The 22,750-nt window shown below is 67.8% G+C and carries 20 protein-coding genes; 12 read left to right on the top strand and 8 right to left on the bottom strand.

What is annotated here, in order from left to right:
• Nucleotides 1-155 precede the first annotated feature (155 nt).
• A complete protein-coding gene (locus BLV60_RS33230; RefSeq protein WP_093059965.1) occupies nt 156-1,025 on the bottom strand; it encodes a ChaN family lipoprotein in 870 nt (289 codons plus the stop codon).
• A 279-nt stretch (nt 1,026-1,304) separates the two neighbouring features.
• Between BLV60_RS33230 and BLV60_RS33225 the strand changes: the two genes are divergently transcribed.
• The 4 genes from BLV60_RS33225 to BLV60_RS33210 are packed head-to-tail and all read left to right on the top strand — an operon-like array spanning nt 1,305 to nt 5,460.
• The gene (locus BLV60_RS33225; protein WP_093059963.1) at nt 1,305-1,814 is read left to right on the top strand and encodes a Csu type fimbrial protein; all 510 of its coding nucleotides are present in this window, start codon (nt 1,305-1,307) and stop codon (nt 1,812-1,814) included.
• A gap of 13 nt (nt 1,815-1,827) precedes the next feature.
• Entirely contained in the window at nt 1,828-2,613 is a 786-nt protein-coding gene (locus BLV60_RS33220; protein WP_093059961.1) for a fimbrial biogenesis chaperone, read from the top strand.
• A 37-nt stretch (nt 2,614-2,650) separates the two neighbouring features.
• Complete coding sequence (locus BLV60_RS33215; RefSeq protein ID WP_176929078.1) at nt 2,651-4,963, top strand: fimbria/pilus outer membrane usher protein; 2,313 nt, start codon at nt 2,651-2,653, stop codon at nt 4,961-4,963.
• Complete coding sequence (locus BLV60_RS33210) at nt 4,927-5,460, top strand: spore coat protein U domain-containing protein (RefSeq protein WP_093059957.1); 534 nt, start codon at nt 4,927-4,929, stop codon at nt 5,458-5,460. Before BLV60_RS33215 ends, BLV60_RS33210 begins: the two co-directional genes overlap by 37 nt.
• A 30-nt stretch (nt 5,461-5,490) precedes the next feature.
• Here the strand turns inward: BLV60_RS33210 and BLV60_RS33205 are convergent, their stop codons facing one another.
• Both BLV60_RS33205 and BLV60_RS33200 read right to left on the bottom strand, forming a co-directional pair.
• Nucleotides 5,491-5,769 (bottom strand): BTH_I0359 family protein, encoded by a 279-nt coding sequence (locus BLV60_RS33205; RefSeq protein ID WP_176929076.1) that lies wholly within the window; start codon nt 5,767-5,769, stop codon nt 5,491-5,493.
• 147 nt (nt 5,770-5,916) lie between these two features.
• Nucleotides 5,917-7,107, bottom strand: a complete 1,191-nt coding sequence (locus tag BLV60_RS33200) for a DUF3108 domain-containing protein (RefSeq protein WP_093059973.1) — start codon at nt 7,105-7,107, stop codon at nt 5,917-5,919.
• Between the two features lie 141 nt (nt 7,108-7,248).
• Here BLV60_RS33200 and BLV60_RS33195 point away from each other — a divergent pair, with 141 nt between their 5' ends.
• A complete protein-coding gene (locus BLV60_RS33195) occupies nt 7,249-8,325 on the top strand; it encodes a fumarylacetoacetate hydrolase family protein (RefSeq protein WP_093059953.1) in 1,077 nt (358 codons plus the stop codon).
• 9 nt (nt 8,326-8,334) lie between these two features.
• Here BLV60_RS33195 and BLV60_RS34820 read toward each other — a convergent pair whose 3' ends face one another.
• A complete protein-coding gene (locus BLV60_RS34820; RefSeq protein ID WP_093059951.1) occupies nt 8,335-9,114 on the bottom strand; it encodes a helix-turn-helix transcriptional regulator in 780 nt (259 codons plus the stop codon).
• Nucleotides 9,115-9,203: 89 nt separating this feature from the next.
• On the opposite strand from BLV60_RS34820, the gene BLV60_RS33185 reads away from it, so the two are divergent.
• Genes BLV60_RS33185 through BLV60_RS33175 form a run of 3 tightly spaced genes read left to right on the top strand, consistent with a single transcriptional unit; the run spans nt 9,204 to nt 12,154 of the window.
• Nucleotides 9,204-10,937 (top strand): FAD-dependent monooxygenase, encoded by a 1,734-nt coding sequence (locus tag BLV60_RS33185; RefSeq protein WP_093059949.1) that lies wholly within the window; start codon nt 9,204-9,206, stop codon nt 10,935-10,937.
• The gene (locus BLV60_RS33180) at nt 10,934-11,146 is read left to right on the top strand and encodes a DUF2783 domain-containing protein (RefSeq protein WP_093059947.1); all 213 of its coding nucleotides are present in this window, start codon (nt 10,934-10,936) and stop codon (nt 11,144-11,146) included. The genes BLV60_RS33185 and BLV60_RS33180 overlap by 4 nt, the downstream gene beginning before the upstream one ends.
• Nucleotides 11,147-11,179: 33 nt before the next feature.
• Nucleotides 11,180-12,154, top strand: a complete 975-nt coding sequence (locus BLV60_RS33175; RefSeq protein WP_093059945.1) for a Bug family tripartite tricarboxylate transporter substrate binding protein — start codon at nt 11,180-11,182, stop codon at nt 12,152-12,154.
• 21 nt (nt 12,155-12,175) lie between these two features.
• Here the strand turns inward: BLV60_RS33175 and BLV60_RS33170 are convergent, their stop codons facing one another.
• Together BLV60_RS33170 and BLV60_RS33165 are read right to left on the bottom strand one after the other, a co-directional pair.
• Entirely contained in the window at nt 12,176-13,351 is a 1,176-nt protein-coding gene (locus BLV60_RS33170) for a toxin-antitoxin system YwqK family antitoxin (protein WP_093059943.1), read from the bottom strand.
• 1 nt (nt 13,352) lies between these two features.
• On the bottom strand, nt 13,353-13,766 hold the full coding sequence (locus tag BLV60_RS33165; protein ID WP_093059941.1) for a VOC family protein: 414 nt from the start codon (nt 13,764-13,766) through the stop codon (nt 13,353-13,355).
• Between the two features lie 169 nt (nt 13,767-13,935).
• Between BLV60_RS33165 and BLV60_RS33160 the strand changes: the two genes are divergently transcribed.
• The 4 genes from BLV60_RS33160 to BLV60_RS34900 all read left to right on the top strand — a co-directional run bounded on the left by BLV60_RS33160 (nt 13,936) and on the right by BLV60_RS34900 (nt 18,814).
• Nucleotides 13,936-15,090, top strand: a complete 1,155-nt coding sequence (locus tag BLV60_RS33160; protein ID WP_256329684.1) for a TraB/GumN family protein — start codon at nt 13,936-13,938, stop codon at nt 15,088-15,090.
• A 9-nt stretch (nt 15,091-15,099) separates the two neighbouring features.
• Complete coding sequence (locus BLV60_RS33155) at nt 15,100-15,471, top strand: DUF2946 family protein (protein ID WP_093059939.1); 372 nt, start codon at nt 15,100-15,102, stop codon at nt 15,469-15,471.
• Between the two features lie 116 nt (nt 15,472-15,587).
• Nucleotides 15,588-17,876, top strand: a complete 2,289-nt coding sequence (locus BLV60_RS33150; RefSeq protein ID WP_093059969.1) for a TonB-dependent receptor — start codon at nt 15,588-15,590, stop codon at nt 17,874-17,876.
• Nucleotides 17,877-17,905: 29 nt separating this feature from the next.
• Nucleotides 17,906-18,814, top strand: a complete 909-nt coding sequence (locus BLV60_RS34900) for a copper chaperone PCu(A)C domain-containing protein (protein ID WP_307617591.1) — start codon at nt 17,906-17,908, stop codon at nt 18,812-18,814.
• An 8-nt stretch (nt 18,815-18,822) separates the two neighbouring features.
• Here BLV60_RS34900 and BLV60_RS33140 read toward each other — a convergent pair whose 3' ends face one another.
• The gene (locus BLV60_RS33140) at nt 18,823-20,538 is read right to left on the bottom strand and encodes a phospholipase D family protein (RefSeq protein WP_093059937.1); all 1,716 of its coding nucleotides are present in this window, start codon (nt 20,536-20,538) and stop codon (nt 18,823-18,825) included.
• 95 nt (nt 20,539-20,633) lie between these two features.
• Entirely contained in the window at nt 20,634-22,538 is a 1,905-nt protein-coding gene (locus BLV60_RS33135) for an ATP-binding cassette domain-containing protein (RefSeq protein ID WP_093059935.1), read from the bottom strand.
• Nucleotides 22,539-22,750 lie beyond the last annotated feature (212 nt).

Genomic DNA, 22,750 nt, shown 5'->3' with positions numbered 1-22,750 from the left:
GCCAGCGTGTAGTCCCGCTGCGTGCGTTTGATGCCTGATTCCATTGACTCGCCTTTTCTGAGGGAAAAGGTGTCAACCCAGGTCAGGACGGGTCATACTGAAAGAAAAAGCCGCGGGCCTTCGGGCTCGCGGCTTTTTTCTTGTCGATGGGGCGCTCAGGCTTTCGGTTGCGGTCTTGCCTGCCGCTTGAACTCTGCGCAGTAGTCTTTTTCGGGCAGGGGCGGTGTCCGCCATGTGCGGTCGTAGTCGCCCGCTACTGCCTCGGGCGAAGGAGCAGCCGGCGCGGCCATCAGCCGCACCGTGGCGACCTTGACGTCGTCGGGCAGGTGCTGCGGCACGCCGAGCGTGCGCACGACGTGGCCGGCTCCGGCGATCAGCAGCACCGTCTGGCCCGGGCGTTTCGCCTTGACGATGGCCTGCGCCATCGCGCGGTCGCGGCCGACCTGGATGCGCGTCATCGGGACGATCTGCGACTCGGGGAGCATCCTGCAGTGGCCATCGCGCACGGCGTCCTGCTGCGCGGTGTAGGCCTCGCCGTTGAGCTGCACGTCGAGCGAGACGTCGGCCATGGCGTCTTTCATACGGACGCGCGGCAGGTTGGCGCCGACCACGGGCACGCCCGCGCGCACTGCGACCATCACGGCGGGGCCGTAGCTGGCCCAGGGCCAGGCCTTGTCGCTCCAGTCGAGGGCGGCCTGCACCTGGGCCTCGGTGGCGGTGGGCGTGAGCTGCGCGGTGCTGCGGCCTTCCTCGGCCATCTCGAGCGCCAGCGCGGCGAGGTGGCCGCGCGCGACCAGCGCCTCGACGGTTTCGCGTTCGATGACATGGTGCTCGGGCGCGTCGTGCTGCTCGCCGAGCAGCAGGGCATCGATCGGCTGGAGCGCCGCGACGCGGCGTGCGATGGGCGCGTCGGGCGCATCGGCGCCGGAAGAGGACAGCGCCGAACAGCCCGTGAACGCGGTGGCGGCGAGCAGGGGGAACAGCAGGAATCGGGAGGCCCGAACGGGCCAGTTTGGAGGAGGCATCGCGCCATCGTATGCCCTCGGCACACGCGCGCAGTGCCGTCCATTTCCTCCTGTGCCTGTCGTCCGCGCGCTGGCCGCGCGGACGCCGCCGAAGTTTCGGTGGATTTACCGCTGCACACCTCTGAAACTTTTAACTGACAGCCTGCTAATTTTTTACTAAGTCTTTGGGTTTACTCGGCCCGTCGCGAACAAGTCATACCAAAGACCACATGTGACTCGCGATACGGGCCGGATATCTATCTATCCGGGAGTTCAATTTCCGACACTTACGGGGTAGATATGAATAACTTGAGACTCGGTGGCGCCATTGCCACGGCCCTGGTGGCGCTTGCCGTGCTGCCGCTCCAGTCCGCACACGCCACGACGGCCACCACGACCTTCAAGGTGACGGCCACGGTGCTCAGTTCCTGCGCCATGGCCACGCCCGACACGCTCGCGTTCGGAAGCTTCACCCCGGGCACTGCGCTCACCGGCGCGACCTCGTTCACCGTGCAGTGCACCTACGGCACCACCTACTCGCTGGGCATGAGCGCAGGCACCAGCGGCTCGGTGACGGCCCGGACCATGACGAGCGCCACGGCGACGAGCGGCTACAACAGCCTGTCGTACGGTCTCTACAAGGACTCCTCGTATGCGACCAACTGGAGCAACAGCACGACGGGGTCGGACTACACCGGCACAGGTTCGGCCGTGACCCATACGGTCTACGGCAAGGTCCCGGCCGCCCAGTACGCAGTGGCGCCCGCAACGGACTACACCGACACGATCACCCTGACGCTCACCTACTGAGCGTTCACGGTCCATGTCCCTCGATTGGGCTATGCGTCAGCTCCTGGCGCGCGCGGCGATCATCCTCGGTTCGGCGGCGGCGATGGCCGTCTCGGCCGTTCCTGTCGACGTTCGGGCCGCGAGCATCCAGATCGCGCCGGTCCGCGTCGTGCTGCAGCCCAACCGGCCAGTCGCTTCGCTGGTCGTGACCAACGACGGTGCCAGCGAGATCTCGATGCAGGCCGAAGTCATGAGCTGGGCGCAGAAGGATCAGCAGGACGTCTATGCGCCTACGCGCGAGGTACTGGTCAATCCGGCGATCTTCCGGATTCCGGCCAATGGCCGGCAGATCGTGCGCCTTGGCTTGCAGGTGCCCGCGCTGGCCGATGAGCGCAGCTACCGCATCTTCCTGAGGCAGTTGCCGCGCGACAAGGCGCTGCCAACGGGGACCGAGGGGGCGGGCGCTGAATTGCAGACGCTGCTGCAACTGGTCCTGCCGATCTTCGTGCCCCCTTCGTCCCCTGCGGGAGCGCCTTCGGTCGCGTGGCATCTGAGCGCGTCGGCGCTGACCATCGACAACCTGGGGCGCGAGCACATCCAGATCACGCAAGTCACCGTGCGCCATGCGGATGGCAGCGAACTCTTGCGTCAACGTATGTCGGTTTACGTGCTGCCGCAGCAAAGCGCCAGGTTGCCGGTCGTGCTGCCTTCACTGCCGCCGGGCGCCAGACTCCAGCTCGAGGCGCAGGCGGACTCCGAAGTGCCGCTGTCCCCCGTCTTCCTGCAAGTTCCCGGTGCGACGGCTGCAGCAGCTCAGTAGCCTGGTCGCTTTCGCTTGCTGGCTGCCGGTGGCACACATGGCGCAGGCCCAAGTGATCGCGGACGATCGGGCGTTCACCCCGGTAATCATCGACGTCGAAGTCAATGGCACGGCAGAGGGGCCTGCACGCTCTGCGCTCCGGCACGGGGGCAAGCTGTTGTTCAGCCGTGCCGATTTGCAGGCGTGGCGCGTCATCGTTCCCGCCCAGGCGACGGCCGTGGTCGAGGGGGCCGACTACTACGACCCCGCCGCGTTGCCCAATGGCAGCCTGGCGCTGGAAGAAAGCACGCAGACGGCGCAAGTGCGCTTGCCCGTGACGGCATTCGTGGCCAGTGCACTCACCGGCAAGGCCGCGAACCGGCCGTCGCTCACGCCTTCCGTCAATGCCGCCTTCGTCAACTACAACATGGCGTTGCAGCACGACAGCAACGGCACTGCCGCATCGGGACTGCTCGACAGCACGGTTTCGGGCCAATGGGGATTGCTGGCGAACAGCGTGCTCGTCGGCCAGTCGGCCTATCAGAATGCGACGGGCCTTTCGTCGCTGAGCAAGATGGTCCGGCTCGACAGCTACTACCGCTACGACGACCCGGATCGCCTGACGCGGCTGACGGTTGGCGACGCCATCACGCAGAACGCCGCGTGGTCTACGCCGTCGCGCTTTGCCGGGGTGCAGTTCGGCACGCAGTTCGGCCTGAGCCCCGGATACATCAGCTATCCGGTGCCGTCGCTCACGGGCGGATCGGCCGTCGCGTCGACGCTCGAAGCCTATGTGAACAACACGCTGCACTATCAGGGGCAGGTCGATTCGGGCCCGTTCTCGTTGAGCAACGTGCCGGTGCTCAGCGGCGCGGGTGAGATGAGCTTCTCGGTGTCCGATGCGCTGGGCGTGCGGCGCACCGTCACGACGCCTTACTACGTGAGCACGAATCTGCTGCGCGCGGGCTTGTCGGACTACTCGGTCAACGTGGGGTGGAGTCGCCTCAACTATGGCCTTCAGAGCAATGACTACGGCAGCCCGTTCGCCGCCGGCAACTGGCGCCGCGGACTCAGCGAGACGGCCACCATGGAACTGCATGGCGAGGCCGGCGCGCAGGTTCAGGTTGCTGGCGCCGGCCTGACCTGGGTGTGGGCGCCGCTGGGGGAGTTCGGACTGCACGGCGCGGCCAGTCGCTCGCAGGACGCGGGCAACGGAACGCTCGGGCGCGTCTCGTTTGCGCACATCGCTCCTGAGTGGAGCTTCTCGGCAAGCCGGCAATCCGCCAGCGCGGGCTTCATGCAGGTTGCATGGCTGGACAGCCAGACGCACACGACCGGGCAGACCCAACTGTTCCTGGGGCGCTCCCTTGGCCGCCGCTATGGCAGCCTGGGCCTGGCCTACACGGCATTGCGCTACAGCGGCGGCGACGAGGCCAAGGTGCTTTCGCTCAACCATTCCATTCAACTCGGGGCAGTGTTCCTGAACACCTATGTGGCGCGCACCGACTCGGGCGCCACGGCGAATCGCCAACGCGTCGCATCGGTCGGCTTGAGCCTGACCCTTCCGCTGGGCGACCGGCAGACCGCATCGGCCACGACCAACCGGCAGAATGGAAAGACCACCACCACGGTCGACGTCAGCCAGGCGACTCCGAGCGATGAGGGGCTGGGCTGGCGCGTCGCGGCCTCGAATGGCGAGACAAAGCGCGCCCAGGCCGAGGCAACCTGGCGGACCCCCTATGCGAGCTTCAACGCGCAGGTCGTCGACCTCAACAAGGAAACCAGCGCCAGGGTGCTTGCCGAGGGCTCACTGGGCTATACGTCGGGCATGTTCTTCGCGGCGCAATCGTCCAGCGACGGCTTTGCGCTGGTGACGGTGCCTGGCGCGGCCGGCATCAAGATCTACCGGGAGAACAACCTGGCGACGACGACCGACGGCGAGGGGCATGCCCTCGTGACCGGCTTGCGTGCCCATGAGCTGAACAAGATCAGCGTGGACAACGGCGATCTGCCGATTTCGGCGCAGGTGTACTCCGACGTGCTGCAGGTCGTGCCGTCGTACAAGGGCGTTGCGGCGGCCACCTTCGACATCTCGCGCGACCTGAGCGCCACCATGCAGATCCGGCTGCCCGACGGGTCGCCGCTGCCGGCTGGCATCGACGTTGTCGGCGAAGGCCGTCCGTCTCCATTGATCACCGGCTACGGCGGCACGTTGCAGCTCGATCGCCCCCGTGCGGGCGAACGCTTCGAGGCGAATTGGCGCACTGGCCATTGCAGTTTCACGGTCGGCCCCATTCCGACCACCGGCACGCTGCCACAAATCGGGCCCTACACATGCGAAACGATGCTTTCAACTACTACAGCGCGCTGATCTGGGTTGCTGGTCTGATTGGCGCGTTGGCTGCCGCGTCGGCACATGCGTCATGCACGTCGACGGGGCTCGGGACGCCGACCTGCTCTGCCACCATCAGCGCGACGGCCCTGAGCTTCGGAAACTACAGCGCGGCCACGACGAGTGCCACCACAAGTACCGGCACCATCACGGTGGCGGCCACGTTCTCAGGAAGTGTCTTCGGAACCAGCACCTTGAGCTATACGGTCAGCCTCAGTGCGGGGAATTCGGGAACGACCACGAGCCGCTATATGAGCTATGGCAGCTACACCCTGAACTACAACCTGTACACCAGTTCGACCTATGGGACGGTCTGGGCGACCAGCACGGTGTCGGGCAGCGCGTCCGCCTCAGGTGGGTTCGGGAGCAGGACGGCAAGCACCACGCACACCGTCTACGGTCGCCTGCCTGCCGGCCAGTACACGGCTGCGCCGGGCAGCTATACCGACACCATCACGGTGACCGTGACCTACTGATACTGAGTTGTTGTTTCCGGGGTTTTCGGCTCAGTGCACCAACACGGGGGTGTGGGCCAGCTCGGCGTAGCCTTCGAGCGTGTCTTCGACCTCTTCCTGGGTGGGAGTGTTGAGCTGCCAGGCGGCGATCTGCTGCTGGAACAGTTCGGCCCAGGAGCCGTCGAGGTACACCTCCTTGCCCGAACGCTTGTCCACGATCTCGAAGCCATGGCGCTCCAGAACCGGCACATTCGGCTGCGCGGGCTCCTCGCCTTCATTGGGCTGCACGTGTACGACGACGAAAGACTCCGAGTCATAAAGCATGTTCATGGCGGGCCCTGTGAGTATGTCGATGGCGTTCATGGGGTTTAGATAGCAATCAACGCGCCAGTTTCAAGATAGGTTGTCTATTTGTAAAACCAACAGGCTAATCGGCATATCTCCAGGACCTTTTGCTTCGATAGTGTGACTTTCTCCTCAATTCGAGGGTCCCGCGGGTAGGGGTTTGCGCAATTGGGCGTCAGCGAAGTCGCCGTTTGCTTCCGTCTGCCTGATGCGCACGGGCAGATAACCGTACGCTGGCGCAAGCCAGAGCTCAAGTTTTCTATCGAAATCCCGGCGCGGGTTGCGGGTGAGCTTGCGCGCGGTGTATTCGCCGGCCGGGAGGGCTATCTTTTCCTCTTCGCCGACCACGAAGACCCAGACGTCGGCATCGCGCGGCCCCACGGTCTGGACCGAGATCCGGGTGCCCGCCGGATAGCGATCCGGGCTGGCCGCCAGCAGGCCGCCGAGCTGCATCATGACGCTCATGCGGTCCTGCGCGCCGGCCAGCAGGGGCACGGGGGGCGTGTTGTTGCTGAACACGATCTGCCCCTGGTCGCGCACGAAATGCGACGCCACCTCGGCCTTGCGGCTTTCGGAGTACCGCTCGGGCTCTAGGCCGGAGGGGCCGATGCGGCCGGTGCTGTGCCAGTTGAGCAGGGTGAAGAACACCGCCTTGAGCGTCAGCCGCCCGTCGTAGCGGGAGCCATCCTGCAGCCAGACGAGCTCACCGAACACGCCCCGCTGCGGGGAGGCCCCCACCTGGCCCGTGGCTTCGAAATCGAGCGTGACCGAACCGGGGATCCTCAGCGCCTGGGTGCCGGCGATGGTTCCCGAGGCTTCGCTGCCGCCGGTCATCTTGGTGCCGCTGCCCGTGCCACCGGCAGGGGAAGACGCACCAGCCGGGGCGCTGGCGGCTGCTTCGGGCGGTGCTGCTCCTGAATCGGGAGCAGCCTGGGCCGTCAGGTCGGGTGTTTCCGGAGCAGGGGGCACGGAAGCGTCTGGCTCCGGCGCTGGCGTAACGGCCGCAGGAGCCGGCTTCGGACGGGGCGCCGACGGCTCGCGGGGCCGGCGCGGCTTGGGCGGCGGTGCTGGCTTGGCTTCCGCCGGGGCGGCAGCCGGCGCAGCGGGCTTTTCAGAAGCCGGCGGCGCGATCACGATCGTCCGCGTGCTGAACTTGCTCGCCAGTGGCGAGGGTTCCGGCCCGATGGCCACCGGCGCCAGCCCGAGCACCAGCAGGTGGATCAGCGCCACCAGCAGCGTCAGACCGATCAGCACCCGCCACGACGGACGCCCGGGCAGGCCGGGAGGCAGCAAGGAAGAAGGAGGGGCGACGAGCGTCGACATCAGTGTGTGGAGTGAGGCGCCGGCCCGGAGGTTCACGAAGACCACCTCGGTACACTGCCGCCCGTTCAACCAGTTTAAGTGGGAGCGGCGCCCGGCCTCGTGCACGCGCCGTGTCCCGCGCCATCACGCACGCACCGCATCATGAAACTCGCCACCCTGAAGGACGGCTCGCGCGACGGCCAGCTCGTCGTTGTCTCGCGCGACCTCACGCTCGCCCACTACGCCACCGGCATCGCGAGCCGGCTGCAGCAGGTGCTGGACGACTGGGGCTTCATGAGCCCGCAGCTGCAGGACCTGTACGACTCCCTCAACACCGGCCGCGCGCGCCACGCCTTCCCCTTCGATCCGTCGATGTGCATGGCCCCGCTGCCGCGCGCCTACCAGTGGGCGGATGGCTCGGCCTACATCAACCACGTCGAGCTGGTGCGCAAGGCGCGCAACGCCGAAGTGCCCGAGAGTTTCTACAGCGACCCGCTGATGTACCAGGGCGGCAGCGACGACTTCCTCGGCCCGACCGACGACGTGATCGTGCCCAATGAAGCCATGGGCATCGACTTCGAGGCCGAGATTGCGGTCATCACCGGCGACGTGCGCATGGGCTCCACGCCCGACCAGGCGCTCGACGGCATCCGCCTCGTGATGCTGGCCAACGACGTGAGCCTGCGCAACCTGATTCCGGCCGAGCTGGCCAAGGGCTTCGGCTTCTTCCAGAGCAAGCCCGCCACCGCCTTCAGCCCCGTGGCCGTGACGCTCGACGAGATCGGCGAGGCCTGGCAGGACGGCCGCGTGCACCTGGCGCTGCAAAGCAGCTGGAACGGCCGCAAGGTCGGCATGTGCGACGCCGGCCCCGAGATGACCTTCCACTTCGGCCAGCTCATCGCCCACATCGCCAAGACACGCAACGTGCGCGCCGGCAGCATCGTGGGCAGCGGCACCGTGAGCAACAAGGGCGTGGAGAAAAACGGCCACATGGACTGGCCCAAGGGCTATTCGTGCATCGCCGAGAAGCGCTGCATCGAGACCATCCAGACCGGCCAGCCGTATACCGATTTCATGAAGTTCGGCGACACCATCCGCATCGAGATGAAGGGGCTGGACGGGCGTTCGCTGTTCGGCGCGATCGACCAGGAGATCGTGTCGACGGCCGGGCGGCCGAAGGAGGCGCCGGTGTCGCTGGTGAAGCCCGCCCCGGCGCAGGAAGAGACCGCGGAAGACTGAAGCCGCGTTTCAGCCCGGACCGGCGCCGCGCAGCAGTTCTTTCTGCGACCGTATCCCCAGCCGCCGGAACGCCCGGTACTGATGCGTGCGCACAGTCGTCAGCTCCACGCCGATCTCGCGCGCCGCTTCTTTCGCCGTCTTCCCAGCCATCAGGAGGCCGATGACCTCGCGTTCGCGCAGGCTCAGCCTCAGCAGCCGCGAGGCCAGCGTGGGCTCCACCGCCTCCCTTACGGCCACAGCGCTGCGGCCATGCGCCGCGGTGGCGTCGGCCAGCAGCGTGGCGTGCGCCTCGATGCGCGCGAAGTCCGATGCATCGAACTCCGGCTGCGCGAGGCTGCGGTAGAAGCTCACCGCCACGCGCTGCCCCGTGGGCAGCAGCAACAGCACCGACGCTCGTTCGCGGATGCCGACGTCGCCATAGCAGGCGGCGCGGTAGGCCGGGTCGGCCACTTCGTCGGCGTGCTGGTGGCCCAGCCATAGCTGCGCGCGTTTCGGCAGCTTGCGCGCAGCGAGCCAGGCCATGTTCGGGTCGAGCAGGTCGAAGCGCTGCGCCACATAGCGTTCGGTGGTGCGCTCTGCCGTGCTGCCGTAGCTGCTGGCGGCAGACACCGCCTCGATGCGGCCGGTGGCATCGACCACGAACACGGTGCAGAAAGTCACCGGCATCACGCGCTGCATCGCCTTGAGATAGCTGGTCGCCAGGTGCGGCGTGCCCACGCCGGAGAGCACGTCGCCGACGACGGCTGCGGCCAGCGCGGTGTCGGTCGGGTGGATGCGCCAGCGTCTCATGCGTGAAGAAAAAGAAGAGCAGTTCGGGTAAGTACCTCGTACGAAGTTATGACATTGACGGCCCCCGCGCATCGGGACAATCCCGTCGGATGACGAACTCTCCCGATGCCGCCAGCGGCCCCGTGCCTCCGCCGGCCAGCGCCACTGAACTGCCGCCGTCGGTCGGCGCCTTCCACTACACGCGCTACAAGCCCTGGACGCCGCCGCTCGAAGAAGGCGGTATCGAACCCGGCCGCCATCCAGTGGTGATCGCGGGCGGTGGGCCGGTCGGCATGGCGCTCGCGCTGGGGCTCGCGAACCACGGCGTGCGCAGCGTGATCCTCGAAGCCGACGACACGGTGTGCGTGGGCAGCCGCGCGGCCTGCATCTCGCGGCGCAGCCTTGAAATCATGGAGCGGCTCGGCGTACTGCCCGGCTTCATGGCCAAGGGCCTGCCGTGGACTGGCGGTCGCAGCTTCTACAAGACGGCCGAAGTGTTCCGCTTCGAGATGCCGCACGACGCGCAGCAAAAGCTGCCGCCGATGATCAACCTCGAGCAGTACTACGCCGAGCACTATCTGCTGGAGGAAATCTTCCGCCGCAACGAGCAGACGCCGGGGCTCATCGACATCCGCTGGGGCACCGAGCTCACCGGTCTCGCGCAAAGCGATGAGGGCGTGACGCTCGACGTGCGCAACGTCGAAGGCGCCTACCGGCTGCACGGACAGTGGCTCGCGGCCTGCGACGGCGGCCAGAGCTTCGTGCGCAAGGCGATGGGGCTCGCGCTCGAGGGCACAGGCTATGAAGGCCGCTACGTGATCATTGACATCGAGTTGCACAGCGGCCACCCGACCGAGCGCCGCGCGTGGTTCGACCCGCCGTGGAACCCCGGCTCGACCGTGCTGATGCACCGCCAGCCCGACGACATCTGGCGCATCGACTACCAGCTGCGCCCCGGCCAGAGCACCGAAGAAGCGCTGCAGCCGCCGGCCGTGGCCGAGTTCGTGCAACGCCACCTCGACGCCATCGGCGAAGGCCACCTGCCGTGGAAGACGGTGTGGACCTCGGTCTACCGCGCCGGCGCGATGACGCTCGACAGCTATCGCCACGGCCGCGTCGTGTTCGCGGGCAACGCGGCGCATGCAATGCCGATCTTCGGCGTGCGTGGGCTCAACTCGGGCTTCGACGATGCGGACAACCTCGCGTGGAAGCTGGCGTTCGTGGCAAGGGGGTTGTCAGATGCGGCGCTGCTCGACTCGTACTCGCAGGAGCGCATCGCGGCCTTCCATGTGAACGCCGAGAACGCGATGCGCAGCACCGAGTTCATGTCGCCGCCATCGCGGGGCTTCGACCTGCTGCGCGAGGCGGCGCTGTCGCTGTCGGAAGCGCATCGCGGCATTGCGCAGCTCATCAATCCGCGCCAGACGCAGGCCGTGCGCTATGCCGATTCGCCACTGTCTAGCGAGGGTGACGAACTGCCGAGGGGTCCGCTGCCGGGCGAGGTGATGCCCGAGCAGCAACTCGCGCAAGGCCACCTCACCGACTGGATCGCGCCGACCTTCACGCTGCTGGTGCTGCGGCCCGATGTGGCCCCGCTGCCTGCGCCCGACATTGCGCAGGCACTGCAGGGCGCGCTGCCCTTCGTCGTGCACAGCATCGCGGCCCCGGGCATCGACGGCGCCGACGCGCATGCATCTCCCGCCGTCTTCGAAGCGCTCGGCGCGCAAGAAGGCGCGGTCTATCTGCTGCGTCCCGATGGCCACGTGGCCGCGCGCTGGCATCGCCTGCCGCCCGGCGCCCTGCAACCTGCACTGGCCCGCGCGGCCCAGGAGCCCCTCGCATGACCACGACACCGCTGAACCCCGACGCCCGCGACCGCCTCTATGCCGAGTGCGCACGCGCCATCACCGAGGCGGGCGCCGAGCGCGAATCGCTGTTCCTGGCGCGGCTCGCGCTGCTGCTGTTCGAGCAGGTCGGAGACGAGGCGCGCTGCCGCGCCGCGCTGGCCGATGCGCTGCACGAGCTGCCCGTACCATCGCTGTCCGCTTCCTGACCTTCCAAATTACAAACGACTGGAGACTGATCCATGGATCGCCGCACCCTTCTCGCCACGCTCGCTTCCGGCGCCGCAGTGGCCGCCACGCCTTTCGCCCACGCGCAGGAGTACCCCGCGCAGCTCATCAAGTGGGTCGTGCCCTATCCGGCGGGCGGCGGCACCGACGTGATCGCGCGCGTGCTGGCCGAATCGATGCGCCAGACGCTGGGCCAGCAGATCGTGGTCGACAACCGCCCCGGCGCCTCGACCAACATCGGCGCCGACCTCGTCGCCAAGAGCAAGCCCGACGGCTACACGATCCTCTCGGCCGACAACGCGGTGCTGGCCTTCAACGAGCACCTGTTCAGCAAGCTGCCATTCAACCCCGAAAGAGACTTCACCTACATCGGCGCGATCGGCAAGTTTCCGCTCGCGCTGGTGGTGCATCCGGACTTCCCGGCGAAGAACTTCAAGGAGTTCCTGGCCTACGTGAAGGCCAATCCCGGCAAGGTCAACTACGCCTCGCCCGGCAACGGCTCGCCGCACCACCTGGCAATGGAAATGTTCAAGGTGCGCACCGGCACCTTCATCACCCACATTCCGTACCGCGGCGCGGCGCCGGCCATGGCCGACGTGATGGGCGGGCAGGTGCCCTGCATGTTCCTCGACCTGGCCTCGGGCCTGTCGATCATGCAGAGCAACAAGGTGCGGGTGCTGGCCATCGGCTCGGGCGCGCGCAGCAAGCTGCTGCCCAACGTGCCGACGCTGGCCGAAGTGGGCGTGCCCAACACCGAAGTGTTCGCGTTCCAGGGTATCCTCGGCCCGGCCGGCCTGCCGCCCGCGGTGGTGAACAGGCTCAACGGCGACCTGAACAAGGCATTCGGCACGCCGGCCGTGCAGAAGCGTTTCGAAGACTTCGGCATGGAGGCGATGCCGGGCTCGCCGGCGCAGTTCGCGGCGCTGTCGCGCGCGGAGTCGAAGCGCTGGGGCCCGATCATCAAGCAGGCCGGCATCAAGCTGGACTGATGCCGGCAACCGGCGTTTGCCCTAGCGGGTGAACGCCTTTCGCGAGCCGTCTTCGAGGACTTCGTCGTCGCGCTGCAATTCGCCGCTTTCGTCCCAGGTGCGCTCGCGCGTCACGCGGCCCTTGGCGTCGAAGCTCGACTCGGCCAGCAGCGAGCCCTTCTCGCTGAAGCGCTGGTGGGTGCCGACCGGAATCTGCCGGTTGCGGCCCGCGATCTCGTAGCGGCCCTGCGCGGCGCGCTGGCCGCTGTCGTAGAACTCGGTGATCTCGACCGCGCGCGCGTCGCCGCTGCCGCTGTAGGCCGACTTGCTGCGCGGCTGGCCGTTGAGGTAGTAGCCGTCGTCGACGATAGGCTCGCCCGCGCTGTTCCAGCGCTGGTCGCGCACCAGCGTGCCCTTTTCGGAGAAGGCCTGCTCGCGCACGCGGATGCTCGCGCGCTCGACCAGCAGGTACACCGTCTCGCGGCGCTTGATGCCTTCGGACGAGTAGTTCTGCTCGGTGCGCTGGTTGCCCACGGTTTCGTCCAGCGATGCGGTCTTGCCGTTGTCGTAGAAGCTCTGCGAGCGCACCCGCTTGCCCGACACGAAAGAAAGCCGCGAACGCAGGCTGCCGCGCGCGTCGAACAGGTCGACCTGCGACGGGCCGGTGCCCGTGAAGCCGCAGAGCTTGGCGTCGTCCGCCACCGGCGCGAGCGTGGGCGCGTCCGCGCAGCGCAGGGCCGAAAGCTGGCCGTTCTCGGTGAATTCGACCGACGCGCGTTCGCTGCCGCTGCCGGTGTCGGGATAGAAGATGGCGCGCCGCAGCTTGCCGTCGGGGTAGAAGTTGCGCACCAGCCCGCGCTCCTGGCCGTCGTCGTAGGTGGCGTCGCGCAGTACGCGGCCCGTGGGCGAGAACTCGCGGGCGCGGCCGTGCAGGTTGCCCTTGGCGTTGAGGCTGTGCTCCTTGGCGAGCTTGCCCTTCTCGTAGATGCGCACCAGGCCCATCGACACGCCGTTCTGGATCTGCTCTTCGCGCTGCAGCTCGCCGGTTGCGTGGTCCTTGCAGCGCAGCAGGCCGGTCTTGCCGGCGGTGCTGCTGCCGTTGGCCGGGTTCACGCTGCGGCCGTTGAGCTCGCAGTCGAGCTGCGCGTGCGCCGCCGTGGCACAGAGGAGTGCGAAGAGTGCGGCGGCGCCGCGAGGGGCGATCCGGCGCGGGGTCATTTCACTTGTCGTACAGCGTTTCGAGCGAGCGCAAGCCCTTGATCTCGATCGGGTTGCCGAACGGGTCGAAGAAGAACATCGTCCATTGCTCGCCCGGCTGGCCCTCGAAGCGCACCTGCGGCTTCAGCACGAACTCGGTGCCGGCGGCTTCGAGCCGCACGGCCATTGCCTGCCAGTCGGGCAGGGCCAGCGCGAGGCCGAAGTGCGGCATCGGCACCATCACGTCGCCGACGCGGCCGGTGCGGGCGGTGGCGAAGGGTTCGCCGAGGTGGAGGGAAATCTGGTGGCCGAAGAAGTCGAAGTCGACCCAGGTGTCGGTGCTGCGGCCTTCGGCGCAGCCGAGCACGTCGCCATAGAAGCGGCGGGCGCCGTCGAGGTCGCGAACGTTGAAGGCAAGGTGGAAGATGCTCTGCATGGTTTCGGATTATGGGCAGCGGTGCTGTGAGAATGCCGGACTTTCTTTCATCGTGGAGCAAGCCTTGCGGATACTCCGGGTCCTCGCCGCGCGGATGCGCGGCATGCATGTCATCGCGCGGATGCGCGACATCCTCTCTCTTCTTCCTTCCGCGCCGGATTTCCGGCGCATGCCACGCCAGATCCTGACTGGCGCGTGCTGTGTGTTCAGCTTCGCGGCGGCGCATGCCGCCTGCCCGCCATCGGCCATCGCCAGCCTCGAGAAGCCGGGCATGGGCGTGCGCAACGGCGTCGACCGCGGGGTGCTCTGGCGCATCGAGCGCGACGGGCGCACCTCGTGGCTCTACGGCACCATCCACGTCGGCCGCGGCGACTGGGTGCGGCCCGGCCCGACCATCCAGAAGGCGCTGGCGCAGAGCGATACCCTCGCGCTGGAACTCGACCTGCGCGACGAGGCCACCGCCCGCGCCATGGCCCGGCCGGCCGACCCGGAGCTGCTGGCGCGCATGCTCAGCGGCGAGCGCGCCCGCCGGCTGGAGCGCCAGAACTCTGAAGCTTGCGTGCCGCCGGGAACGCTGTCGAAGCTGCAGCCGATCCTGCAGGTCACGGCGCTGGCCGGTCTGGCGGGGCGTGCCGATGGGCTGTACCCGGAATTCGGCGTGGACGAGACGCTGGCGGTCTCCGCCCGCAACAGCAGCAAGCCGATCGTCGCGCTCGAAAACGCGGCTGAACAGATCAAGGTGCTGACGGGCGAGTCCGAAGCCGAAGAAGCCGAGCAGGTCGATGCGGCACTCGACGAGCTGGAGTCCGGCAAGCTGCGCGGCCAGCTCAAGGAACTGGCCGATGTCTGGGCGCGCAGCGACGCGGCCAAACTGGCTAGCTATCCCGAGTGGTGCGACTGCCTCAAGACGCCTGCCGAGCAGCGTCTGATGAAGCGCCTGCTCGACGACCGCAACCCGAACCTGGCCGATGGCATCGAGCGCCTGCACGCCGGCGGCAAGGGCGTGTTCGCGGCGGTCGGGGCGTTGCACATGATCGGCCCGCAGGGGTTGCCCACGCTGATGGCTGCGCGCGGCTTCACCGTGACGCCGGTGCTGACCAACGCGCAGGCGCAGACGGCGCAGCCGATGCCCGCGCTCGCGGCGCCATCGCCCGCGCCAAGGGCCGTGCGCGGCGGCAAGGCCGTGAAGGGCCAGCGCGGGCAGGCGGTGCAGAAGGGCGGCAAATCGACGAAGGCGGCACCCGCCGCCAGGGGCGCCAAGGCCCCCGCCAAAGCGCCAGCCAAGGCCGCGGCCCCTGCCGCCAAGGGCAAAGTGCGCAGATAATCGCCCGCCATGCACGCGCTGCGAACCCACACCCGCATCCTCGGCCTCGTCGGCCGCTGGGTGCTGCTGTGGTTCGTGATGTCGCTGGGCGTGGCGGTGGCGTCGCCGCTGGTGAATCCGCAGTCGATGGAGCTTGTGTGCTCCAGCGCCGGCTCGATCAAGGTGGTAGTCCACACCGAAGACGGCGCGCAGGAAATGGGCGCCTCGCACATGGACTGCCCGCTGTGCGTGCTGACCGGCGCGCCGCCGCCGGCCATGGCGGTTCCGGTTTTCGATCTTCCCTTGCCGCTGGGCCGCGTGGTCCAGTCCATTCCCGCCGCGCGCCTTGCCGCGGCCACCGCGGCGCCGCTGCCGGCGCGCGGGCCCCCGACTTTCTCCTGACGCTCTCAAAACCATAGCTGCATACGCACGACCGAGTGCGTGTGCGGCCTGTCTGGCTTGAAGTTTCGTGGAGAAGGTTCCTCTTGAAAAAGCATTCCCGCGCCCTGGCGATCGCCATGGCATTTCCTCTTGGCGCGCCTGCGCTGGCGCAGCAGCAGCCCGCCGAAGCGCCTGAAAGCGGCACCGGTGGCCGTTCGCTCAGCACCGTCACCGTGAGCGGCGGCCGGCCGACCTCGCTGCCGGCGCAGATCCCCACCACCATCGAAGGCGTGACGCACGACCAGATCGTCGAAACCGTCAACGCCACCGACAGCGAAGACGCGCTCAAGTACCTGCCGAGCCTGGTCGTGCGCAAGCGCTACATCGGCGACTTCAACCATGCCGTGCTCGCCACCCGCGCTTCAGGCACGGGCAACAGCGCTCGCTCGCTGGTCTATGCCGACGGCATCATGCTGTCGAACCCGCTGGGCAACGGCGCCACCTACGCGCCTCGCTGGGGCATGGTGTCGCCGGAAGAAATCGAGCGGGTCGACGTGCTCTACGGGCCGTTCTCTGCTGCCTACCCCGGCAACTCGGTGGGCGCGGTGGTCGACTACGTGACGCGCATGCCCACGCAGCTGGAGGCGCACGTCAAGCTCAGCGGCTTCGTGTCGAACTTCGATCTGTACAACAGCCATTCCTCGCCGGCCGGCCAGCAGCTCGACCTGTCGCTGGGCAGCCGCAGCGGCGACTGGTCGTGGTGGCTCAGCGCCTCGCGCACCCACAGCAAGGGGCAGGCGCTGGTGTTCGGCAACCGGCTGGTGAGTGCGGGCACGGTCGGCAGCGCAGGCACGCCCGTGATCGGCGCGGTGCTGGGGCTGAACCCGTCGAACCAGCCCTGGTGGCTGGTGGGCGGCTCCACCATCTACGACACCACGCAGGAGCAGGCCAAGCTCAAGGTGGCGTACGACTTCTCGCCCACCGTGCGCGCCACCTACACGCTGGGCGCGTGGAACAACACCACGCACGGCGGCGTCGACACCTGGCTGCGCGATGCGCTCGGGCGGCCGGTGTTCGGCGGCCGCGTGAACATCGGCGGACGCACCTACAACCTCGATTCGCCGAGCGCCGCGCTCGCACCGACCGAGACCGCGCTCACGCACTACATGCACGGCCTCTCGGTGAAGAGCCACACCGGCGGCGTGTTCGACTGGGAGGTGGCGGCGAGCCTGTTCGACTATTCGAGCGACACCTCGCGCACGCCCACCACGCCGCTGCCGGGCGCCTTCAGCGGCGGGCCGGGCCGCACCACCGACATGGGCGGCTCCGGCTGGAACACCTTCAAGGCGGCAGGCACCTGGCGGCCTACCGGCTCGGCCGAGGGCGTGGGCGCGCACGTGGTCGACTTCGGCTTCCAGCAGGACACGGCGCGCCTGCGCACCAGCGTCGGCAACACGCTCGACTGGATCAACGGATCGCCCGTCTCGCCGTTCTCGGCCTTCAACGGCAACACCCGGCTGCAGTCGCTCTACGTGCAGGACACCTGGCGCTTCGCGAAGGACTGGAAGACCACGCTCGGCCTGCGCCACGAGCGCTGGGAAGCCTACGGCGGCCAGCTCGGCAGCGCGGCCACGCTGCTGAACTTTGCGCCGCGCAAGAACAGCTACGACTCGCCCAAGGCCGCCATCGCCTGGCAGGCCACGTCCGACTGGCTCCTCAAGGCCTCGACCGGCCGCGCGGTGCGCATGCCGACGGTGAGCGAGCTCTACCAGGGCTCGATCAGCGGAAACCAGATCATCAACACCAATCCGAACCTGCGCCCCGAACGCTCGTGGACCACCGAGCTCAGCGCCGAGCGCGACCTGAAGGGCTGGGGGCTCGACGGCGTGCTGCGCACCACGCTGTTCTTCGAGAACACGAAGGACGCGCTCTACACGCAGGCCCTCACCAACCTTGTGAGCACGGTGCAGAACGTCGATGCCATCCGCACGCGCGGGCTCGAAGTGGCGATGAATGCGGTCGATGTGGGCGTGCGGGGGCTCGACCTCGGCGGCAGCCTCACGCTGACCCGCTCGAAGATCACCGCCAACAGCGGCTTTCCCGTCAGCGTCGGCCACGACCAGCCGCGCGTGCCGAAGGTGCGCGCCACGCTGCTCGCCACCTACCGGCCGGACGCCAGCTGGAGCTACACCGTCGGCGCGCGCTACAGCGGCAAGCAGTACGGCACGCTCGACAACAGCGACCCCAACGGCTTCGCGTACATGGGCTTCTCGAAGTTCTTCGTGGTCGACGCGCGCATACGCTACCGGATCGACAAGCAATGGAGCGCGTCCTTCGGCATCGACAACCTGAACAACAACAAGTACTGGGCCTTCCACCCGTACCCGCAGCGCACCTACGTGGCCGAACTCAAGTTCGACCTTTGACTCTTTCACTCCAACTGCAAGGACACGATATGAACAAGACTTCGATGACCGCCCTCAAGACCGCCGCTGCCTGCGCCATGCTGGCGGGCATGGGCGCCGCTGTGGCGCACGTCACCCTGCCGCCGGGCGGTGCCACCGTCGGTAGCGACTACAACGCCGCTTTCCGTGTCGGCCACGCCTGCGAAGGTGCCAAGGCCACCACCGGCCTCGCCGTGCGCCTGCCCAAGGGCTTCGTGCTGAGCGACGCGCAGGAGCGCAAGGGCTGGAAGCTCGACGTGCAGAAGAGCGGTGATGGCGAAGTGCGCTGGACGGCAGAAAAGCCCGAGAACGCGTTGCCCGGCAGCGAGCGTGCCGAGTTCGTGCTGCGCGGCAAGGTGCCCGCGACGCCCGGCACGCTGTGGTTCAAGGTGCTGCAGACCTGCGATACCGGCGTGGCCGACTGGGCCGAGGTGCCGGCCTCGGGCAGCTCGACCGCCGGCCTGAAGAGCCCGGCCGCCAAGCTGAACGTGGTGGCGCAGGGCGTGGCCACGGTCGACGTGCGCGACGGCTGGGTGCGCCAGTCGGTGCCGGGCCAGAGCGGCACCGGTGCCTTCATGAAGCTCACTGCGCCCACCGGCGCGAAGCTGGTGAGCATCTCCACCCCGGCCGCCGGCATTGCCGAAGTGCACGAGATGAAGATGGAAGGCGACACCATGAAGATGCGCGAACTGACCGGCGGCCTCGACCTGCCCGCGGGCCAGACTGTCGAGCTCAAGCCCGGCGGCTATCACGTGATGATGATGGACCTGAAGGGCGCGCTGGCCAAGGGCGCGACCGTGCCGATGACGCTGAAGTTCGAGGACGCCAAGGGCGTGAAGACCGCGCTGGACGTGACGCTGCCGGTGGGGGCGCCCGAAGGTGCCGATGCGGCCGGATCGGCCCATCAGCACAAGCACTGACGTTTTTTCTAAAGCAGCTGGTCTGGTGCCAGCGGCCCGAAGAGCTTGAGCAGCAGCCGCAGCGTGGCGCTGGCATCGGGCTCGGTGGTGGTGTCCTTCAGGCCGCTGCCCTCGGGCGCGCGCCACAGCAGGGAGCCGTCGACCAGCTCGACATGCCACGAGCGCTCGCGCATGCCGCGTTCGATCTGCTCGGACGCGGCGCGCGAGAGTTCGTTGCTGCGGATCAGCAGCGCGATCTCGGTGTTCTGCAGTTGCGATCGCAGGTCGAGGTTCATCGATCCGACCACCAGCAGACGGCCGTCCATCACCAGCACCTTGGAGTGCAGCATGGCGCGCGATTCGCCGGTGGCGCTGCTGCCGCCCGAGGAGCCGAAGACGTTGCCGAAGCCCGCCTGCTCGCTGCGCAGTTCGTAGAGTTCGATGCCCATTCCGAGCAACTCCTCGCGGTGGCGTGCGTAGCCCACGTGCGCCACCGGCGCGTCGTTCGAGGCCAGCGAGTTGGTCAGCACGCGAATGCGCACGCCCCGGGTGCGAGCCGCGGAAAAGGCTTGCAACATGTCCTTTCCGGGCACGAAGTAGGGCGAGATGATGAGCAGGTCGGCGCGCGCCTGGCCGATCAGCTGCAGCAGCCCTTCGACCACGGTGTCGCCGCTGGCGGCCAGATCGGACGCGGCTTCCAGCGAGGCCGCACCGGGCGAGGTGCCGGCCTTGTCGCCGGGCCGGCTGACCACGAGGCCCGGCGCCTTCGCGCTTTCGGGGCCTGAATCGGCGGGTATCTTGCCGGGCTTGTCCGCCAACATCGCGGCCGGCGCCCAGACGAAGGTGGCGGTGCGCAGGTCCAGCGGCTTTTCGTCCCAGGCGCGGGCGCGCTGTTCGGCGGTGGGAGGGGCGTTGTCCGAGGCTTTCTGCTGGCTGGCAGATTCTTCGGCCAGCTCCTGGTCGGCCTTGCGCGCGCGGTCGCGCATAGCCTGCAGTTCCTCGCGCGTGACCAGCGATTGCACCGGGTAGGCGCGCTCGTTGTTCCAGTAGCTGTCGAAGCTGCGCGAGAGGTCTTGCACGATGGGTCCGGCCGCCAGCACGTCGACATCGACGAAGTTGCCGTTTGTCGCGTTGCCGAAATACGCATCGCCGAGGTTGCGCCCGCCCGTGACGCCGAGCACGTTGTCGGCCAGGAACAGCTTGTTGTGCATGCGCTGCTGGATGCGCGAGGCGTCATCGATCGAGTTGAGCAGGCGGCTGAAGGTGGAGTCGCGCGAGCCGGCCAGCGGGTTGAACAGGCGCATCTCGATGTTCGGTATGAAGGCCAGGCCCAGCACCAATGCGTCGCGGCCGGTGGTGTGGAAGTCGTCGAGCAGCACGCGCACCCGCACGCCGCGCTCGGCCGCCGAGCGCAGGCCGCGCAGCAGGCGGCCGGTGCTGGCATCGGCGTGGATCGCGTAGTACTGCAGGTCCAGCGTCTTCTGGGCACCCTCGATCAGCGCGAGCCGGCTGCCGTAGGCCGCCTGCGGACCGCCCAGGAGCAGGAAGCCGGATTCGTAGCGGGCCTTGTCGGCCTGCCGGCGCTGCTGCACCAGATCGGCCATCGCGGTGCCGGCGGCTGGCGAGGCGAGAGCGGTCGAGACGGGCCGGTCGACGTTCTGGGGCAGCTGTGCGCAGGCACCGAGGATCAGCAGCGCGAGAAGCGCAGTGGATCGGCGCAAGAACGTCTGGAAGGAAGAAGGCATGCGGCTTTCCCGGGGCTTGGAAGGGTGAGCCGCATATATAGCCTAGTCGGCGCCCGCCCGGCGTCGGACGGGCGGACGATCGGCGCCGACGGGTGTCAGCGTCCGGCGGTGAGCTCTTCCTGGCGCTCCAGGGCGGAGAGCAGTTCGTCGTCGATCCTGGCGTGGCGCTCGGCCAGCTCGGCGGCGCGCGACGCGTCGCTGGCGTAGATGGCGCCGCCGTCGAGTTCGAGCATTTCGGTGATGCGCGTCTGCTCGGCTTCGAGGGCTGCGATCTGGGCGGGGAGGGTGTCGAGTTCGCGCTGCTCTTTATAGGAGAGCTTCTTGCGGGCGCCTGTTGCCTTGGGGGCGGAGGCTTCCGCCGCGGCCGGGGCGGGTGCGGGGGCTGGCGTCGGGGCGGGTGCCGCGGCCGCGCGCTGCTCGGCGATCTCGCGGGCGCGCTTGGACTGGATCAGCCAGTCCTGCACGCTGCCTTCGTACTCGCGCCAGCTGCCGTCGCCTTCGTAGGCGATGGTGCTGGTGACCACGTTGTCGAGGAAGGTCCGGTCGTGGCTCACGAGGAACACGGTGCCGTCGTAGTCCTGCAACAGGTTCTCGAGCAACTCCAGGGTGTCGATGTCGAGGTCGTTGGTCGGCTCGTCGAGCACCAGCACGTTGGCCGGTCGCGCGAACAGGCGGGCCAGCAGCAGGCGGTTGCGTTCGCCGCCGCTGAGCGAGCGCACGGGGGAGTTGGCACGCGCGGGGGAGAAGAGGAAGTCCGAGAGGTAGCTCTTGACGTGCTTCTTCTGCGAGCCGATCTCAATCCACTCGCTGCCGGGGCTGATGAAGTCTTCCAGGGTGGCGTCGAGGTCGAGCTTGTCGCGCATCTGGTCGAAGTACGCCACCTGCAGGTTGGTGCCGCGGCGGATCTTGCCGCTGTCGGGCTCGAGCTCGCCCAGGATCAGCTTCAGCAGGGTCGTCTTGCCCGCGCCGTTGGGGCCGAGCAGCCCGACCTTGTCGCCGCGCAGGATGGTGCCGCTGAACTTGCGGATGACGGTCTTTTCGCCGAAGGACTTAGTGGCCTCGGTGAGCTCGGCCACGATCTTGCCGCTGGACTGGCCGGAGGCGACGTCCATGTTGACGCTGCCTTGCACTTCCCGGCGGGCGACGCGGCTGGCGCGCAGTTCCTGCAGGCGGGTGATGCGGCTCTGGCTGCGGGTGCGGCGGGCTTCCACGCCCTTGCGGATCCAGATTTCTTCCTGGGCCAGGAGCTTGTCGGCCTTGGCGCTGATGACGGCCTCCTGGGCGAGCTGCTCTTCCTTCTGCAGCAGGTATTGCTCGAAGTTGCCGGGGTAGGAGCCCAGCTTGCCTCGGTCCAGCTCCACGATGCGGGTGGCGACGCGGTTCAGGAAGCTGCGGTCATGGGTGACGGTAACGACGCTGCCCTTGAAGTCGATCAGCAGCTGTTCGAGCCATTCGATGGAGTCGAGGTCCAGGTGGTTGGTGGGCTCGTCCAGCAGGAGGACGTCTGGCGCGGCCACCAGAGCCTGCGCCAGGGCGACACGCTTGCGGGTGCCTCCGGAGAGAGAGCCGACGCGGGCATCGCGATCGAGGTGCAGGCGGTGCAGCGTTTCTTCCACGCGCTGCTCCCAGTTCCAGGCGTCGAAGGCTTCGATTTGGGATTGGAGGGCATCCAGGTCGAGGCCGTCCGCACCGGAGAGATAGAGATCGCGAATGGCAATGACGGGGGCCAGGCCCTGGCTGGCTGCGGTGAAGACGTCCGCATCCATATCTAGAAGAGGTTCCTGGGCCACATAGGCCACCCGGAGGTTCTGCTGCAACTGGAGAGTGCCGTCGTCGGTCTTCTCCAGGCCGCCCAGTATCTTGAGCAGGGAAGACTTGCCCGCGCCATTGCGGCCGATCAGGCCGATGCGCTCCGATTCGAGAAGAGAAAAGTCCGCATGATCCAGCAGCGGGACGTGACCGAACGCCAGTTGGGCGTCGAGGAGTGTGATGAGTGCCATGTGGCGCGGATTATCGGAGGAGCCAATGTCAGGGCTTGGCGGCAGGGAGATGGGCTCTGTATGGAGGGGCTCGAAGAGGCCCCTTTTCAAGTTTCTTTGGGCTGGTCTTGCACGGCCCCAAATCTGTCATATACTCGTGGGCTTCGCTGATGAATGCCGCTGGTGTTCGAGGCAGTTGGTGCTTCTCTGGGGCGTTGATTGTTGACGGTGAA

Source organism: Variovorax sp. YR634 (assembly GCF_900106655.1).
Lineage (GTDB): Bacteria > Pseudomonadota > Gammaproteobacteria > Burkholderiales > Burkholderiaceae_C > Variovorax.
The sequence above is the reverse complement of the archived record's forward strand: the minus strand, read 5'-3'. Positions and strand labels throughout refer to the sequence as shown.

Coding starts and splice junctions, on each gene's coding strand:
- BLV60_RS33230 (WP_093059965.1), bottom strand. CDS start 1,025: ATGCCTCCTCCAAACTGGCCCGTTCGGGCCTCCCGATTCCTGCTGTTC.
- BLV60_RS33225 (WP_093059963.1), top strand. CDS start 1,305: ATGAATAACTTGAGACTCGGTGGCGCCATTGCCACGGCCCTGGTGGCG.
- BLV60_RS33220 (WP_093059961.1), top strand. CDS start 1,828: ATGTCCCTCGATTGGGCTATGCGTCAGCTCCTGGCGCGCGCGGCGATC.
- BLV60_RS33215 (WP_176929078.1), top strand. CDS start 2,651: ATGGCGCAGGCCCAAGTGATCGCGGACGATCGGGCGTTCACCCCGGTA.
- BLV60_RS33210 (WP_093059957.1), top strand. CDS start 4,927: ATGCGAAACGATGCTTTCAACTACTACAGCGCGCTGATCTGGGTTGCT.
- BLV60_RS33205 (WP_176929076.1), bottom strand. CDS start 5,769: ATGAACATGCTTTATGACTCGGAGTCTTTCGTCGTCGTACACGTGCAG.
- BLV60_RS33200 (WP_093059973.1), bottom strand. CDS start 7,107: ATGTCGACGCTCGTCGCCCCTCCTTCTTCCTTGCTGCCTCCCGGCCTG.
- BLV60_RS33195 (WP_093059953.1), top strand. CDS start 7,249: ATGAAACTCGCCACCCTGAAGGACGGCTCGCGCGACGGCCAGCTCGTC.
- BLV60_RS34820 (WP_093059951.1), bottom strand. CDS start 9,114: ATGAGACGCTGGCGCATCCACCCGACCGACACCGCGCTGGCCGCAGCC.
- BLV60_RS33185 (WP_093059949.1), top strand. CDS start 9,204: ATGACGAACTCTCCCGATGCCGCCAGCGGCCCCGTGCCTCCGCCGGCC.
- BLV60_RS33180 (WP_093059947.1), top strand. CDS start 10,934: ATGACCACGACACCGCTGAACCCCGACGCCCGCGACCGCCTCTATGCC.
- BLV60_RS33175 (WP_093059945.1), top strand. CDS start 11,180: ATGGATCGCCGCACCCTTCTCGCCACGCTCGCTTCCGGCGCCGCAGTG.
- BLV60_RS33170 (WP_093059943.1), bottom strand. CDS start 13,351: ATGACCCCGCGCCGGATCGCCCCTCGCGGCGCCGCCGCACTCTTCGCA.
- BLV60_RS33165 (WP_093059941.1), bottom strand. CDS start 13,766: ATGCAGAGCATCTTCCACCTTGCCTTCAACGTTCGCGACCTCGACGGC.
- BLV60_RS33160 (WP_256329684.1), top strand. CDS start 13,936: ATGCCACGCCAGATCCTGACTGGCGCGTGCTGTGTGTTCAGCTTCGCG.
- BLV60_RS33155 (WP_093059939.1), top strand. CDS start 15,100: ATGCACGCGCTGCGAACCCACACCCGCATCCTCGGCCTCGTCGGCCGC.
- BLV60_RS33150 (WP_093059969.1), top strand. CDS start 15,588: ATGGCATTTCCTCTTGGCGCGCCTGCGCTGGCGCAGCAGCAGCCCGCC.
- BLV60_RS34900 (WP_307617591.1), top strand. CDS start 17,906: ATGAACAAGACTTCGATGACCGCCCTCAAGACCGCCGCTGCCTGCGCC.
- BLV60_RS33140 (WP_093059937.1), bottom strand. CDS start 20,538: ATGCCTTCTTCCTTCCAGACGTTCTTGCGCCGATCCACTGCGCTTCTC.
- BLV60_RS33135 (WP_093059935.1), bottom strand. CDS start 22,538: ATGGCACTCATCACACTCCTCGACGCCCAACTGGCGTTCGGTCACGTC.